This is a genomic window from Polaromonas sp. P1_E12, from assembly GCF_056405975.1.
The window spans coordinates 501514-514978 of sequence record NZ_JBFUBB010000003.1; the positions used below are offsets into that span (position 1 = coordinate 501514).

The window sequence follows — 13465 nt, forward strand, 5'->3', positions numbered from 1 at the left end:
GATCGAACGGTTGAAGCATGCTTAATTCACGCCATGATTTTCAGTTCGGGAACCGCAACCACAAAATTGCCGCCCCAAGTTCGCACGTGGGCTTGCTGTTGCATGACTTCGGCAGCGATATTCCACGGCAGGATCACCACCACGTCCGGGCGGTGTTCGGCCATTGCCGATGGTGGGAGGATTGGAATGTGATTGCCAGGCAGGTATTTGCCCTGCTTGGATGGAGCGGCGTCGCAAACATATGCCAGCAGGTCTGGCCTGACACCCGCATAGTTCAACAGGGTATTTCCCTTGGCAGCCGCGCCGTAGGCCGCGACCTTTTTGCCGGCGTTCTTTTGCTCGATCAGAAAGGTAAGTAACTTGTTTTTGACCCGGTCGGCCTTCGGCTGAAAATTCAGATATGTGTTCAAGTCACGGAGACCGTGGCGCTGTTCGTCTTCGAGAATACGCGCGACCGCGCCGGTGCTTTCGCGTGTGTCCTCGCGGTGGCAACCGTAGACGCGCAGGCTGCCACCATGGGTGCTGAGTTCCTCAACGTCCCACACACGCAGGCCGGCCTGGTCGAAGATACGGCTGACGCTTTGCAGCGACAGGTAAGAGAAATGCTCGTGGTAAACCGTATCGAACTGGTTGTGCTCGATCAGTTGCATAAGGTGCGGGAATTCGAGCGTGATCACGCCAGTAGGCTTGAGTACCGACTTGAGGCCACGTGTGAAGTCGTTGATATCCGGTACGTGCGCATAGACGTTGTTACCGATGATGAGATCGGCCTGCTTGCCCTCAGCTGTCAGGCGTTTGGCCAACGCATCACCGAAAAACTCGCGTAGTACCGGAATGCCGAGATTCTCTGCGGCTTTGGCCGTACCTTCTGTGGGTTCGATGCCGAGGCAGGGGATTCCGGGCGGTAGAAAGTTGCGAAGCAGATAACCGTCATTGGAGGCAACTTCGATCACGAAACTCTCGGAACCGAGTCCGAAGCGTTTGGTGATCGCTGTGGTGTAGCGTGCGGCGTGATCGAGCCAACTGATCGAGGTCGACGAGTAGTACGCATAGTCATAGCGGAACAGCTCGTCGGCTTGCGTGAAGTCCTCGGTTTGCACCAGCCAGCAGTGGTCACAGACAAACAGTTTCAGCGGGAGGTGAACCTCGGGCTGCGTGAGCTGCGCCTTGGTCAGATATGCATTGGAGGGCGGCGCAAACCCCAAATCGAGAAATACATGCTGCAGGGGAGTGTTGCAATGGCGGCAGTTCATGCGGCAAGTCCTGTGAAATCGTGATTAATGTGCTGGCGGCCACGATCACCTTCCGAGACATCGGTCGCGGGAAGGGGCCAAGTGATAGCCAGTTTTGGGTCGTTATAGGCAAGGCCGCCTTCGGCCTCAGGTTTGTAAAAGGCGGTATGCAGATACAACATTTCGCTGTTTTCTTCGAGCACCTGAAAACCGTGTGCGCAGCCCTCGGGAACGACCAGCATGCGGCCATTTTCAGGTGTAAGTTCTTCGGCATGCCAGTGTAAAAAGGTCGGTGAGCCTTGCCTTAGATCGACCGCGACATCCCACACCTTGCCCCGGATGCAGCGTATGAGCTTCATTTCGGCGTGTGGCGGGCGCTGGTAATGCAAACCGCGAATCGCACCTTTTGACTGTGTGCGCGAGTGATTGATCTGCAAGATGCGGCGCTCTCCGGTCACCCCGGCAAGCTCACGCTCGCAGAAGAGGCGGCTGAAGGCGCCCCGCAGGTCCGAGAATCGCGTGGTTTCAACCACCAGCACATCAGGCAGGGTGGTATTGTGGATGGTCATCGTGCTCATGGAGAAGCCTGCGCGAGTTGTCGGAAGCTCGCGCTGTGTGTCAGCAGCTCGTCGTAGCTGCCTTGCGCAGCGACTTTTCCGTGTTCTAGTTCAATGATGACGTCACAATTCATGACGGTCGTCAGGCGGTGTGCGATAAGAAGGATCGTGAGGCCGCGATCCAGTCCATCAATCGCCGTCATGACCGATTGCTCGGTCGCGTTGTCGAGGGCACTTGTCGCTTCGTCGAATATCAGCACACTGGCCCTCTTGTAGAGGGCTCGCGCGATGCCGATGCGCTGGCGTTGACCGCCCGATAACTGGATGCCGCGTTCACCGACATGCGCGTTGTAGCCGCCGGTACGGCTCTCGATGAACTCGGCAATCTGTGCCTGTTGCGCGGCTTCGCGGACGCGCGACATATCGATCAGCTGCCTTGGCACGCCAAAGGCGATGTTTTCAGCGAGACTGGTGTCGGCCAGATAGATGCTCTGCGGTACATGGGCGATGGTGCGCTGCCAAGCACGCAGATGGTCGCCGCGAACCGGCTTGCCATCCACCAGCAGTTGTCCCTCGGTTGGCAGCAACAAGCCCATCATGAGGTCGAGTGTTGTACTTTTACCGCTACCCGTGCTGCCGACAAAACCGACGCGGGTTCCCTTGGTGATTGTCAGATCGAGACCATCAAGCACCCACGGCGTTGTGTCCGAATAGCGAAAGCGCACCTGGTCAAAATGAATATGGTTTTTGAAATCCAGCGGTGCAGCCGGTGGTTGGAATGCTTCGGGTGGGAGCGGCTGATCGAGCAGCGCCAGCGTTTCGGCGAGCGAGGCCTGACAGCTCACGATCGTGGCCCAGGCCCCGAAACTTTGTTGCAAGGCCGGGAGCAGGCGCTGCGCGCCGAGCGCGAGTGCGCCGAGCACCGGTAATGCGCCCGCAACGCCGCCGTTTTGCTGGCTGAGTGCATAAGCCAGCGCAGCGATCAGCACCATGCCGACCGCTTCCATCGCGTAGCGCGGGCTGATATTGATGAATTGGCTGTCGCTTTGGGCGCGGCGCAGCGGATGATCGGCCTTGCGGTAGATCTCGCAATACAGCGGCTGCGCATTGTCTAACAGCACATCGCGGATGCCACCGAGACCTTCTTGCAGCGCCTTGACGACCTGCGTCTGTTCGCGTGCCACCAGCTCACTGTTGTGCCGGAGCCTGCTTCTGGTTATGGCGGCAATGATCGTGTAGCTAGCGCCGAAGCCCAGCGCAGCGACGATCGCGGCAAATGGGTCGATGGCGACAAGAACGGCAACAACGGACGCGAGCAGGATGACGGAGCTCAGCAGCACAAGTACCGGCTGCAGCACGCCGAAAGCTATGCTGTTGACCTTTTGCGTGATGCCGGCGATGACCTCACTGCTGTTGCGTGAGACATGTACCTGATAGGGCTGGTAGAGGGTGCGCCGATAGAGTTCGGTGCTGAGATCGGAACCGCTGGTCAAACCCAGGCGCATGCCAGCCCAGAGTAGCAACATGCGCAAGGCCCCGGCCAGAAGCGCTGCTGCCGCAAAAATAATCGTCAGCGGCAGGATTAATCCTTGTGCTGAAGCGATACCCCATGCCTGCGCGACCTGCGTAACGAGTGGGTAGGCCAACAGCCGTTCCGGTGCGGTCAGCACCGCGAGAAAAGGCAGTACGGCGCCCAAACTCATCACCTCGGCGAACGCACTGACCAGCGTCAGGGCCAGCAAACCCGCGAACTGGCGCCGACGGCGCAGGCTCAAATGCAGCCAGAGCCGACGCAACAGTTGTGGGAGTTCCTGCTTCAAGGCCATAACTCAGTGTTTGGACGGCTTGCCAGCGAGAAAGGTCTCGACGCTTTGTCGCACGCTCGGCAAGTCGAGCCCATGCTCATGCAGCAGGTAATCCCAGGTGCCGCAGAACGATGAGAAGCGGTCCTTGATGCCAATGCGGAAGACCGGCAGCGCCCGGTAGGCGGTAACTTCTTCGGTGATGCAGGCACCTAGTCCGCCCATGACCGAATGTTCCTCCAGGGTCACGATGGCATCGACCCTGTCGATAATCGAGTGCAGGCACTCGCGATCCAGCGGTTTGATCGACGGTACGCTCCAGGCTTCGGCGTCGAGGCCTTGTTTGATGAGATCGAGTGCGGTCTTCACCATGGACCCGGTTGCGAGCAGGGCGATGCGTTTCCCTCTCGGACTCACCGGTAGCATGTCGCCAGCTTTCAGTTTGACTGGACCATCGTGCACGTCGCCACGATCACTTTTGCCGACGCGCATGTAGACCGGCGATTCGAGCCGCAGTGCGAGCTGCATGGCCGCGGTCATTTCGAAACGGTCAGCTGGTGACAACACGGTCAACGCCGGTACCGCGCGCGTGCAGGCGATGTCCTCGGTGCACTGGTGGCTGCTGCCGAGATGGCTGTAAACGAGCCCGGCGCCATCACCTATCAGGATCACAGGCAGGTTTTCGTAGCAGACATCGATCTTGATCTGCTCAAGCACACGCATCGGTACAAATGCCGCGAGGCCATAAACGATGGGTTTGAAACCGGCTTTAGCCAGACCCGCCGCCACCCCCACCATATTTTGCTCAGCAATGCCGCAATTGATGTATTGGTTCGGCCTGGCCTTGCGAAAAGCGTCGAACAGGGCATAGCCATGATCGCCCGTGAGAAGCAGCACTTTGGGGTCGGCCAGCGCTGCAGCGACCAGCGCGTCGGAGAATGCGTTTCTCATGCTGTGCCTCTGAGTTCGGCGATCGCAGCCGCGTGGGTCTCGGCGGTCAGCCGTGTGTAGTGCCAGATGTTGTTGTGCTCCATGAACGAGACGCCCTTGCCCTTGATGCTGGTCGCGACGATTGCTTTCGGCTTTCCGTTGCGGCCGGCGCGCGCGTCGCGGTAGGCCGCGTCAATAGCGGCTTCATCATGGCCGTCAATGGTGACTGCGTCGAAACCGAAGGCCCGGAATTTCTCCTCGATGTTGCCGAGTGCAATGACCTCGTCGGTCGGCCCCATTGCCTGAAAGCCGTTTTTGTCAACGATCACGACGAGATTGTCGAGCTTGAAATGCGTGGCGAACAGCGCTGCTTCCCAGATCGCGCCTTCGTTGAGCTCGCCATCCCCGACCAGCGCATAGCAGATTTGGTCTGTCTGGCTGAGCTTTGCACCCATGGCCAGACCTGTTGCTACCGAAAGCCCGTGCCCCAAAGAGCCGGCCGTTGCTTCGACGCCGGGAACATGTGCGTCGGCCAATCCCTTAAGCCGGCTGCCGTCCTTGAAGTACTGGCTGATGTCGTTATCGTCAAGCCAGCCGATTTCGTGCAGGCAGGCATACTGCGCCATCACGCCGTGGCCTTTGCTGAGCACCATGTAGTCCCGATCGGGCGACTCAGGATTCGCGGGATCAAACCTGAGATGACTCCGGTAAAGCACGGCGAGCAGTTCGACGATCGAAAATGCGCAGCCGATATGCACAGTCGCGCCCGAATAGGCCATATCAAGGACAGTTTTGCGGATGCGGGTGGCGTTGAATTTGTTCATGATGTGATCGATGAACGACTCCAGTTGAATGTTTTGCGCAGCGCCGCGTCAAGCCCCGTGATTTCCGCAAGACCGAGTTCTTCCCGCGCCTTGCGCGTGTCGGGCAGGTAGCGTGGCGCCGGTTCGGCGGCAGGCGGTGCTTCGATCTTCACTTCAAGCCCGGCCCCCGAGGCTCGAACGATATGCTGCGCGAGCTCGGCGATACTTATCGCACTTTCCGAGCCCACGTTATAGGCTTGGCCCGGCTTGCCGGTGCCGAGAATGCGTAATAGCCAGACGCAGAGGTCCGCCATGTACAAAAATGATCGCAGAGGCCGGCCGTCACCCCTGACTTCAATGGGCCGTCCAGCGAGCGCGTCGCGGATGAAATTCCCGGCTGCGAATGGCCCGTTCAGCGGCAGGCCTGGGCCGATCAGCGCATAAATGCGTGCGATGCAGGCACCAAGCCCGAACTGCGCGGCATAGGTGCACGCGAGCCATTCGGCCGCGCGTTTACCGTTGCCGTACGCAGCAGCCGGTTGCAGCAGATCGGGCGCGCATGCATAGGTCTCTGGCATTCGTTCGATTGAAGCAGGTTGGGCACCATAAATCGCGCCGCTGGACGTCAACAAAAAGCGCGATGCACCGCTTGCATCGGCGAGGTCGAGCGCGCGCCGCGTTCCCTGCATGATCGAATCAAATACCGCCAGCGGGTCGGCCGCCCGGTGCGGATCGCCGACATCAGCGGCTGCGTGAACCATCAGGTCAAGCTTGCCGGCCGGTACGGTGAAATCGAGCATGCTCCCCGCGACCAGCCGGGTGTCGCGGCGATTGAACATGTGCGGTGACTCTTTCTGTGCGCGTTCGGGATCTCGGCTCAGCACAATGAGTTCAAGACGGCTGCCGAGCGTGTCGTTCGCCCGCTGCAGCGACTGCAGCAGCCAGCTGCCGATGAAACCGGTGCCACCTGTCATGAACAGCCTGGCCCCGCCAAAGCGTGACCAGAACTCCGGTGTCAGAGACAACACCAGATCCAGATCATCGGCAGGAAAGGCAGCTTGCATGATGGTTTTTAGAAATTCACACCGAGATATGTCTCAATCTTGCGTGCGGCGAATTCAAGCATCGCCGGTGTCAGCGAGGGCTGCACACCGATCCAGAAGGTGTTGTTCATCACGTTGTCGGTGTTGGTCAGATCACCACTGATGCGGTAGTTGCAGCCGCTCATGTAGGGCTGGCGCGTCAGGTTGCCGGCGAACAGCAGCCGCGTGCCGACCTTGTTCTGGTCGAGGTAGGTCAGCAGATCGAGCCGGGTGACCGGGCAATTTTCTTTCAGCGTGATCGGGAAGCCAAACCATGACGGATCAGAGTGCTCAGTCGGCTCGGGCAGGTTGACGAATTCCTCGCAGGCCTTCAGGCGCTCCTTGAGAAACGCGAAGTTGTCCTTGCGCGCCTGGATGAACTGCGGAGCCTTGTCGAGTTGCGCCAAACCGCAGGCCGCCTGCATATCGGTGATCTTGAGGTTGTAGCCGAGGTGGCTGTAGGTGTATTTATGGTCGTAACCTTCGGGCAGTTCACCGAGCTTCCAGCAGAAACGTTTACCGCAGGTGTTGTCCTTGCCGGGCGGGCAATAGCAGTCGCGGCCCCAATCGCGGAAGCTTTCGGCGATGACTTTGAGTTCGTCATTGTTGGTGAAGACCGCGCCGCCTTCGCCCATTGTGATGTGGTGGGCCGGGTAAAAGCTCAACGTGGCAATGTCGCCGAAGGTGCCGACCATCTGGCCACGGTAGGTGGTACCGAGTGCATCGCAGCAGTCTTCAACGAGCCACAGGTTGTGCTTTTTGCAAAGCGCAGTCACGACGTCAAGATTGAATGCGTTGCCGAGCGAATGTGCCAGCATGATCGCTTTGGTCTTGGGGCCAATCGCCGCTTCAATCTTGCCCGCATCAATGTTGTGCGTGAGGCGGTCGACATCAACGAAAACCGGGATCGCACCGAACTGGATGATCGGATTAACGGTAGTCGGAAAACCCGCGGCCACGCCAATGACTTCATCGCCACGCTTGATTGCACGCTCGCCGAGTTTCGGCGAGGTCAAGGTGCTGAATGCTACGAGGTTCGCCGACGAGCCCGAGTTGACCGTGATGAGGTGCTTGACGCCAATGAACGCAGCGAGCTTCTTCTCAAATTCGGCGTTGAAGCGTCCGGTCGTTAGCCAGCCGTCGAGAGACGCTTCAACCATGTTCTTGAGTTCAGCGGCATCGAGTAATTTGCCGGACGGCGGCACCACGCTCACACCGGGCAAGAAGGGTTCGGGAGCCAATGCGACTGCGGCGTACTGTTCTACCAGCGCAGAGATTTGCTCGCGAAGGGCTTGGGTTTTGGCGTTTTGCATAACTTGAAATCTGCCGATTCTGATGTTGTATAAAGCGGGGCTGATCAACGTTCGCGGGTCAATCGAGCCGACGTCAGCGAGCACTTTCTTTGACTTGCGCGAGGTAATCTGCAACCGCTGGTAGCGTGTCGCGGAAATTCAGGCCGTCCAGCGCCGGCGTACGCTCGAACAAAAATTCATAGTTGTCGTTGACTGGTCCGGGCAAGGCGCCGATTTTCAGCAGATCGAGACGATCTTGCGCCTCAAAAATGTAGGTGGCCAGGTTTTTCAGCATGACCGGCATGCCATGGCTTAGCTCGACCGAGCCGCTGGCGTGCGAATCTGCGAGCCGGAAGATTGCCGCAACTTCGTCATCAATATGATGGTACTCCCGTAACTGCATGCCGGGCGTCATCCTGAATTCGGCGTTCCTGTCGATAGCCTGCAGGATTTGACCGAGAAACATGAAGGGGTCCGGCGCCCGCCCCCCAAACAAGGTATGCAGGCGTATGTGCAAGCCGAACCGGCTCGTCGCGCAAAATTCCTCGACAAAACGACCTAGTTTCGTTTTACTCCAATAGTAGGGATTAAGCCCTTTGTCGTCGACCACTTTTTCCATGACCGTACCGAAGGTAATGACTCGCGCCCCGGTTCGTGTTGCACCCTGAACCACATTTTTCGCCAGTGAAAAATTGATGCGTTCGTGCTCGTCATGTGGGCGACCAGGATCAATGATGCCTGTGGCAACGTAGACCACGCTGTCTTCGGCGGCGTGCCGGCTTTCGAAAAAGCGCGCGGCCTCGTCAGCGCCGTCGTCGCGCCACCACTCCGAGTAAATCGAATGATCGGGCGCTTCGACGCGGGCCGGGTCTTGCGAGGCGTGTATAGCGTGGCCAAGGCGACCCCGGGCTCCCAGGATAAAAATCATCGGATTTGCGCTTCCTGACATCGCATGTTGGTTTTGAGATTTCGCATCGTTCGATCAGTGCCGGATCATTGTTTGATAGTGGTCGATTTGCGCCAGAGTGGTTTCGCGGATGTCCGCGCCTTCACCGCGCCGCCGGGCCCAGACGACAATCATGTGCAGGGCCGTCTCGAGATTGAGCAATGGACGCCAGCTCAGCCGACCGACTGCTTTGGAAATGTCGAGCTTGAGATAATTGGCTTCGTGAGGCTGCTCGGTTGCGTCAATCTTCCAACGTGCGTTGCCACCCCAGAGTTCGGCCATGCAGCTTACGATCACGCCGACCGGCCGCGCGTCTTCATCTTTCGGGCCAAAATTCCAGGCCTCGGCGCAGGCGGGACCGTTGTCGTAAAGACGTTCGGCGAGCGTTAGGTAGCCGCGCAGCGGTTCAAGCACGTGCTGCCACGGACGTATGGCGTTCGGGTTGCGGATATCGACGACCCGGCCCTGTTCGAACGCAGCAAGAATGTCGGGAATCAGGCGATCCTTGGCCCAGTCACCGCCGCCAATGACATTGCCGGCGCGCGCTGTGGCCAGCGCAACGCCATGCTGGGCATGGGTCTGCGCGCTGAAGAACGATGCCCGATAGGACGCGCTGACAAGTTCAGCGCAACCCTTGCTGTTGCTATAGGGGTCATGCCCACCCATCGGCTCGTTCTCACGGTAGCCCCAGAGCCATTCCCTGTTCTCGTAGCATTTGTCGGTCGTTATGTTGACGACGGCCTTGACGCCAGGCGTGTGGCGCACGGCTTCAAGCAGATTCACGGTTCCCATCACATTGACAGCGTAGGTTTCGACGGGTTCAACGTACGAGTGACGCACCAGCGACTGTGCCGCCATGTGGATCACGATCTGCGGGGCGGCCAGACGCATTGCCTCGCGTAGCGCGACGAGGTCGCGCACGTCACCGTGCAACGATGTCATGCCGTCGGCAACGCGAGCCGCCTCAAACAGGCTTGGCTCGGTCGGCGGCGCCAGTGAATAGCCAGTGACTTCGGCGCCCAGGCGCTGTAGCCACAAGGACAGCCAGCTCCCCTTGAAGCCGGTATGACCGGTCAGAAAGACACGCTTGCCGCGCCAGAATTCGGGCGTCATTTCCACACCTTCCAGGGAGCCTTGCCTGAGGCCCAGAGTTCCTCAAGGTAATTCTTGTCGCGAAGGGTGTCCATTGGCTGCCAGAAGCCGCCATGCTGGAACGCTGCAAGTTGCCCTTCGTCAGCAAGCGACTCGAGCGGCTGCCGCTCCCAGGTGCAATTGTCGCCGTCGAGATAGTCGAGAACGGCTGGCGACAGCACAAAAAAGCCGCCGTTAATCATGCCACCGTCGCCCTTGGGCTTTTCCTTGAAGCTGCGCACCTTGTCGCCCTCGAAGTCAAGCGCGCCGAACCGTCCTGGCGGCAGGGTTGCGGTCAGGGTCGCCTTGACGCCTTGCTCCTTATGAAACGCGAGCAGCGCGGTGATGTCGACATCGCCGACACCGTCGCCGTAGGTGAAGCAGAAGGCTTCTTCGTCCTTGACATACGATGCGACCCGGCCGAGCCGGCCGCCGGTCATGGTGTCTTCGCCGGTGTCGATCAGGGTAACGCGCCAGGGTTCGGCACTGCGCTGATGCACTTCCATGCTGTTCTTGCTCATGTCGAAGGTGACGTCGGACATGTGCAGGAAGTAATTCGCGAAGTACTCCTTGATCATGTAGCCTTTGTAACCGCAGCAGATCACGAAATCGTTCACGCCATGGGCGGAATAAATCTTCAGGATGTGCCAGAGGATGGGTTTGCCGCCGATCTCGATCATGGGTTTCGGCCGCGAAGATGTTTCCTCGGAAATGCGCGTTCCTAGGCCGCCGGCAAGAATGACTGCTTTCATGTTTTTCCTTGGGTTCGGTTATCCAAAGGCGCCATCTTGGAAGTGACGTCGTTTGCGAAAAAAGCGATCAAGACAGCCGGACCGTGCGAAGGGTCTCCGGCTTGCACGGACGGCCACTCTGAGTGGCACAAGATTTGAAGATCACACAAAGTTCAATCCTTTCGGCTCCAGCTTTCCCAGACGAACTCGTAGTTCCAGGCTTCGTCGTGGGTTTTTGCCAGATCGTTGCGGATGAGCTCACGACGGGACACCGCTTTGTCTATGAAATTGTGGAACTGGACCTGCAGGTGGCGAATCCGACGAATGTCTTCGGAGGCGATCAACGCAGGAATCACATCAAACTCGCCGCCCTCGATATTGATCTTCATCAAATCGATCTGCGCAATTTCCAGTTCTTTGATGCAATTGACCACCGACCTGACTTCCACCCGCTGAACGGCGCCGGTCGCATGCGGTGAATCGAAGCTTGACGCATTGTCGGCCAAGCCAATATTGAAGAATCCGTCGCTGGAAGACAGTCCATAGTTCAAACAGACGATTTTGGGATTACCCAGAAAGCGTGCTACGCACTGCTGATGAAACTCCGCAACAGGCTCAAAAATATAGACGGTGCAGCCGTAGCGTTTGTGGATTTCGGCGGCGAAATCGCCCAGGTATCCTCCAATATCGAAAACGACACTTTGCGCATTCAGTGCGTAGTTCAGGCGCAAGGTCTCATCCCCCCGGTCGCTGAACCAACGTTCAACTTCAATCAAGAATGGTTCCCGTTTGATGTGGCGACGGTACATCAGCCCCAGACGGGTTTTGATTTTGGAAACCAATGACATTGGTGTTCTCATGCGTTAGAGGTTTTTGAGCGTTGTGACTGCGTCGGCAATCGAGTAGTGATGGTTGCCAACAAACAGGCCGTTACTGTCGATATGCTCGGCGTTCTTCAGCTCACCGAAGACTTCCGAGTCGAAATATTTGACGACTTCATTCTTGGCGAAATTGCCTGCAACGATAGGTCGTACTTCGAACCCAAGGTCGTTAAGCTTGGCGACCAGTGCTTCGCGTGTGAGGTCGACACCAGGCCGGATCACGAGGCTGAAACCGAACCAGCTGCTATTGCCAATCTCCTTCTGGATCAGCACGGTAGGGTGGTCGCGCATAACCGATTGCAGCAATGCTGCGTTTTTACGTCGTTCGGCAACGAGCATTGGCAATTTTTTGACCTGCTCGATGCCGAGTGCACCCGACATTTCGAGTGGCCGTACGTTGTAGCCGGGCAGGACGAAGCGAAACGACTCTTTGAACGGATCGTCGCTTTTTTCGCCGCAGACATGGTTGAACTTCGGGAGATTGCGGGTCCAGCCGTGCGCGCGCAACGACAGCAAAATGTGGTGCAACTCCTCGTCATCGGTGCTGATCAGGCCACCTTCCATCGTCGAGATGTGATGTGAAAAGAATGAGCTGTAACTGCCCATCAGGCCGAAAGTGCCGGCTTGCTTGCCTTCGAAGGTTGCGCCGAGCGACTCGCAGTTGTCTTCGATCAGCGTGATCTTCTTGTCGCCGATGATGGATTTGATGCGCGCGAAGTTGTTCGGGTTGCCGAGCAGGTTGACGGCCATGATCAGGCGGGTGTTACCGGTGACGGCTTTTTCCAGTGCATCGAGGTCGTAGTTCAAGGTTTCGAGATCGATATCGACGAATTTGATCTTCAGGCCGTACTGGTATAGCGGGTAATAGGTTGTGCTCCAGGATACGGCGGGCACGATCACTTCGTCGCCCGGTTTGAGAGCAATCGCGTCATTCTTGGAATAGAAAAGCGCCGCGACCATTAACAGGTTGGCCGACGAACCGGAATTCACCATCACGCAATGCTTGACACCGAGGTAGCTTGCGAATTGTTTTTCGAATTCGAACACCTTGGGTCCCATGGTGAACATGCCCGAGGTGATGACCTCTTGCAGTGCAGCGTATTCAGCCTGGTCCCAGGTGGCGGTGGCGAGAGGGTATTTGTGGCTCATGCTTGGCTATCCTGCAAATAAAATTGATAAGTTTTTTCAATGCCTTGATTCAACAACGTCGACGCTCGCCAACCCCAGGCGCGCTGCCTCTCAATGTCGACAAGTTTTTGTTTCATGCCGACCGGCTTGCTTGTGTCATGTACAAACTCGCCGCTCCAGCCAACGACTTCGGCGGCAGCACGGTAGTAGTCGTTGATGCTGTGGTCGTGGCCGAGGCCGACATTGAGCAGCCCCGGTAGCTTGTCGAAATCGGACAGCGCATGCAGCACGGCGTCGGCCAGATCACCTGCATACATGAACTCGCGGCGTGCCGTGCCGTCACCCCATATCTCGACGCTCGGCAGGCCGCCAGCCTTGGCCTGATGGACCTTGTGGATGATCGCAGGGATCAGGTGGGAGTGCTTCGGGTCGAATTTGTCGTGCCGGCCGTACAGGTTGCACGGAATCAGCGTCTTGTACTGGTTGACCGGTGTTTCGCGGGTGATGTATTCGCACAGCCGGGTCGCGAAGATCTTGGCGATCGCATAGCCCTCGTTGGTCGGCTCTAGTTCGCCGCGCAGAATCAATTCCTCGCCGAGCGGGTTCTGCGCTTCGCGTGGGTACATGCAGGAGCTCGCGAGGTTCAGCAGCCTGGTAACGCCGGCCTCGCGCGCCGCCATGATCACATTGCGACCGAGGTCTACGTTCACCACGAGAAAATCGACAGGGTGCGCGATATTCGCCTGAATGCCGCCGACCAGTCCGGCGCAGTGAATTACAGCATCGGGCCGGACATCTGCGACGAAGCGGCGCGTCGCCTCGAAGTCGGCCAGGTTCAGTTCCCGACTGCCAGGCGCGACAAAATCCCAGTTGCCCGCGAGCGGGTGCTCGAGGATATTGCGGCCGACCATGCCGCCGCCGCCGGTCAGGAAAACACGGGGTTTGGCCAC

13 protein-coding genes are annotated in these 13465 nt (G+C 58.2%); all 13 read right to left on the reverse strand.

Going from position 1 to position 13465, the window contains the following annotated elements; translation table 11 throughout:
• Window positions 1–26: 26 nt before the first annotated feature.
• Complete coding sequence (locus tag AC1D13_RS12215) at window positions 27–1253, reverse strand: methyltransferase domain-containing protein (protein ID WP_477689615.1); 1227 nt, start codon at window positions 1251–1253, stop codon at window positions 27–29.
• Window positions 1250–1810 carry a dTDP-4-dehydrorhamnose 3,5-epimerase gene (rfbC, locus tag AC1D13_RS12220; RefSeq protein ID WP_477689616.1) on the reverse strand — a complete coding sequence of 187 codons (561 nt, stop codon included), beginning with the start codon at window positions 1808–1810 and terminating at the stop codon, window positions 1250–1252. The genes AC1D13_RS12215 and rfbC overlap by 4 nt, the downstream gene beginning before the upstream one ends.
• Window positions 1807–3609, reverse strand: coding sequence for an ABC transporter ATP-binding protein (locus AC1D13_RS12225; protein ID WP_477689617.1), 1803 nt, complete (start codon window positions 3607–3609; stop codon window positions 1807–1809). Before AC1D13_RS12225 ends, rfbC begins: the two co-directional genes overlap by 4 nt.
• A 9-nt stretch (window positions 3610–3618) precedes the next feature.
• The gene (locus tag AC1D13_RS12230; protein WP_477689618.1) at window positions 3619–4542 is read right to left on the reverse strand and encodes a transketolase family protein; all 924 of its coding nucleotides are present in this window, start codon (window positions 4540–4542) and stop codon (window positions 3619–3621) included.
• Complete coding sequence (locus tag AC1D13_RS12235; protein ID WP_477689619.1) at window positions 4539–5345, reverse strand: transketolase; 807 nt, start codon at window positions 5343–5345, stop codon at window positions 4539–4541. Before AC1D13_RS12235 ends, AC1D13_RS12230 begins: the two co-directional genes overlap by 4 nt.
• Window positions 5342–6388 (reverse strand): NAD-dependent epimerase/dehydratase family protein, encoded by a 1047-nt coding sequence (locus tag AC1D13_RS12240; protein ID WP_477689620.1) that lies wholly within the window; start codon window positions 6386–6388, stop codon window positions 5342–5344. Before AC1D13_RS12240 ends, AC1D13_RS12235 begins: the two co-directional genes overlap by 4 nt.
• Before the next feature lie 8 nt (window positions 6389–6396).
• Entirely contained in the window at window positions 6397–7719 is a 1323-nt protein-coding gene (gene rfbH / locus AC1D13_RS12245) for a lipopolysaccharide biosynthesis protein RfbH (protein ID WP_477689621.1), read from the reverse strand.
• A 73-nt stretch (window positions 7720–7792) separates the two neighbouring features.
• The gene (locus tag AC1D13_RS12250; RefSeq protein WP_477689622.1) at window positions 7793–8626 is read right to left on the reverse strand and encodes an NAD-dependent epimerase/dehydratase family protein; all 834 of its coding nucleotides are present in this window, start codon (window positions 8624–8626) and stop codon (window positions 7793–7795) included.
• Window positions 8627–8680: 54 nt separating this feature from the next.
• On the reverse strand, window positions 8681–9757 hold the full coding sequence (rfbG, locus tag AC1D13_RS12255) for a CDP-glucose 4,6-dehydratase (protein WP_477689623.1): 1077 nt from the start codon (window positions 9755–9757) through the stop codon (window positions 8681–8683).
• Window positions 9754–10527: a glucose-1-phosphate cytidylyltransferase gene (gene rfbF / locus AC1D13_RS12260; RefSeq protein WP_457281204.1), complete on the reverse strand. Its 774-nt coding sequence runs from the start codon at window positions 10525–10527 to the stop codon at window positions 9754–9756. Before rfbF ends, rfbG begins: the two co-directional genes overlap by 4 nt.
• A 152-nt stretch (window positions 10528–10679) precedes the next feature.
• Window positions 10680–11354, reverse strand: a complete 675-nt coding sequence (locus tag AC1D13_RS12265; RefSeq protein WP_477689624.1) for an FkbM family methyltransferase — start codon at window positions 11352–11354, stop codon at window positions 10680–10682.
• A 15-nt stretch (window positions 11355–11369) separates the two neighbouring features.
• On the reverse strand, window positions 11370–12536 hold the full coding sequence (locus AC1D13_RS12270; RefSeq protein ID WP_477689625.1) for a DegT/DnrJ/EryC1/StrS family aminotransferase: 1167 nt from the start codon (window positions 12534–12536) through the stop codon (window positions 11370–11372).
• Entirely contained in the window at window positions 12533–13465 is a 933-nt protein-coding gene (locus AC1D13_RS12275; RefSeq protein ID WP_477689626.1) for a GDP-L-fucose synthase family protein, read from the reverse strand. The genes AC1D13_RS12270 and AC1D13_RS12275 overlap by 4 nt, the downstream gene beginning before the upstream one ends.

What these genes read in the sequence shown, in the direction of transcription:
- rfbF (WP_457281204.1), bottom strand. Translation starts at nt 10,527, where the DNA reads ATGAAAGCAGTCATTCTTGCCGGCGGCCTAGGAACGCGCATTTCCGAG.
- AC1D13_RS12235 (WP_477689619.1), bottom strand. Translation starts at nt 5,345, where the DNA reads ATGAACAAATTCAACGCCACCCGCATCCGCAAAACTGTCCTTGATATG.
- AC1D13_RS12215 (WP_477689615.1), bottom strand. Translation starts at nt 1,253, where the DNA reads ATGAACTGCCGCCATTGCAACACTCCCCTGCAGCATGTATTTCTCGAT.
- AC1D13_RS12265 (WP_477689624.1), bottom strand. Translation starts at nt 11,354, where the DNA reads ATGTCATTGGTTTCCAAAATCAAAACCCGTCTGGGGCTGATGTACCGT.
- rfbG (WP_477689623.1), bottom strand. Translation starts at nt 9,757, where the DNA reads ATGACGCCCGAATTCTGGCGCGGCAAGCGTGTCTTTCTGACCGGTCAT.
- rfbH (WP_477689621.1), bottom strand. Translation starts at nt 7,719, where the DNA reads ATGCAAAACGCCAAAACCCAAGCCCTTCGCGAGCAAATCTCTGCGCTG.
- AC1D13_RS12270 (WP_477689625.1), bottom strand. Translation starts at nt 12,536, where the DNA reads ATGAGCCACAAATACCCTCTCGCCACCGCCACCTGGGACCAGGCTGAA.
- AC1D13_RS12230 (WP_477689618.1), bottom strand. Translation starts at nt 4,542, where the DNA reads ATGAGAAACGCATTCTCCGACGCGCTGGTCGCTGCAGCGCTGGCCGAC.
- AC1D13_RS12240 (WP_477689620.1), bottom strand. Translation starts at nt 6,388, where the DNA reads ATGCAAGCTGCCTTTCCTGCCGATGATCTGGATCTGGTGTTGTCTCTG.
- AC1D13_RS12250 (WP_477689622.1), bottom strand. Translation starts at nt 8,626, where the DNA reads ATGATTTTTATCCTGGGAGCCCGGGGTCGCCTTGGCCACGCTATACAC.
- rfbC (WP_477689616.1), bottom strand. Translation starts at nt 1,810, where the DNA reads ATGAGCACGATGACCATCCACAATACCACCCTGCCTGATGTGCTGGTG.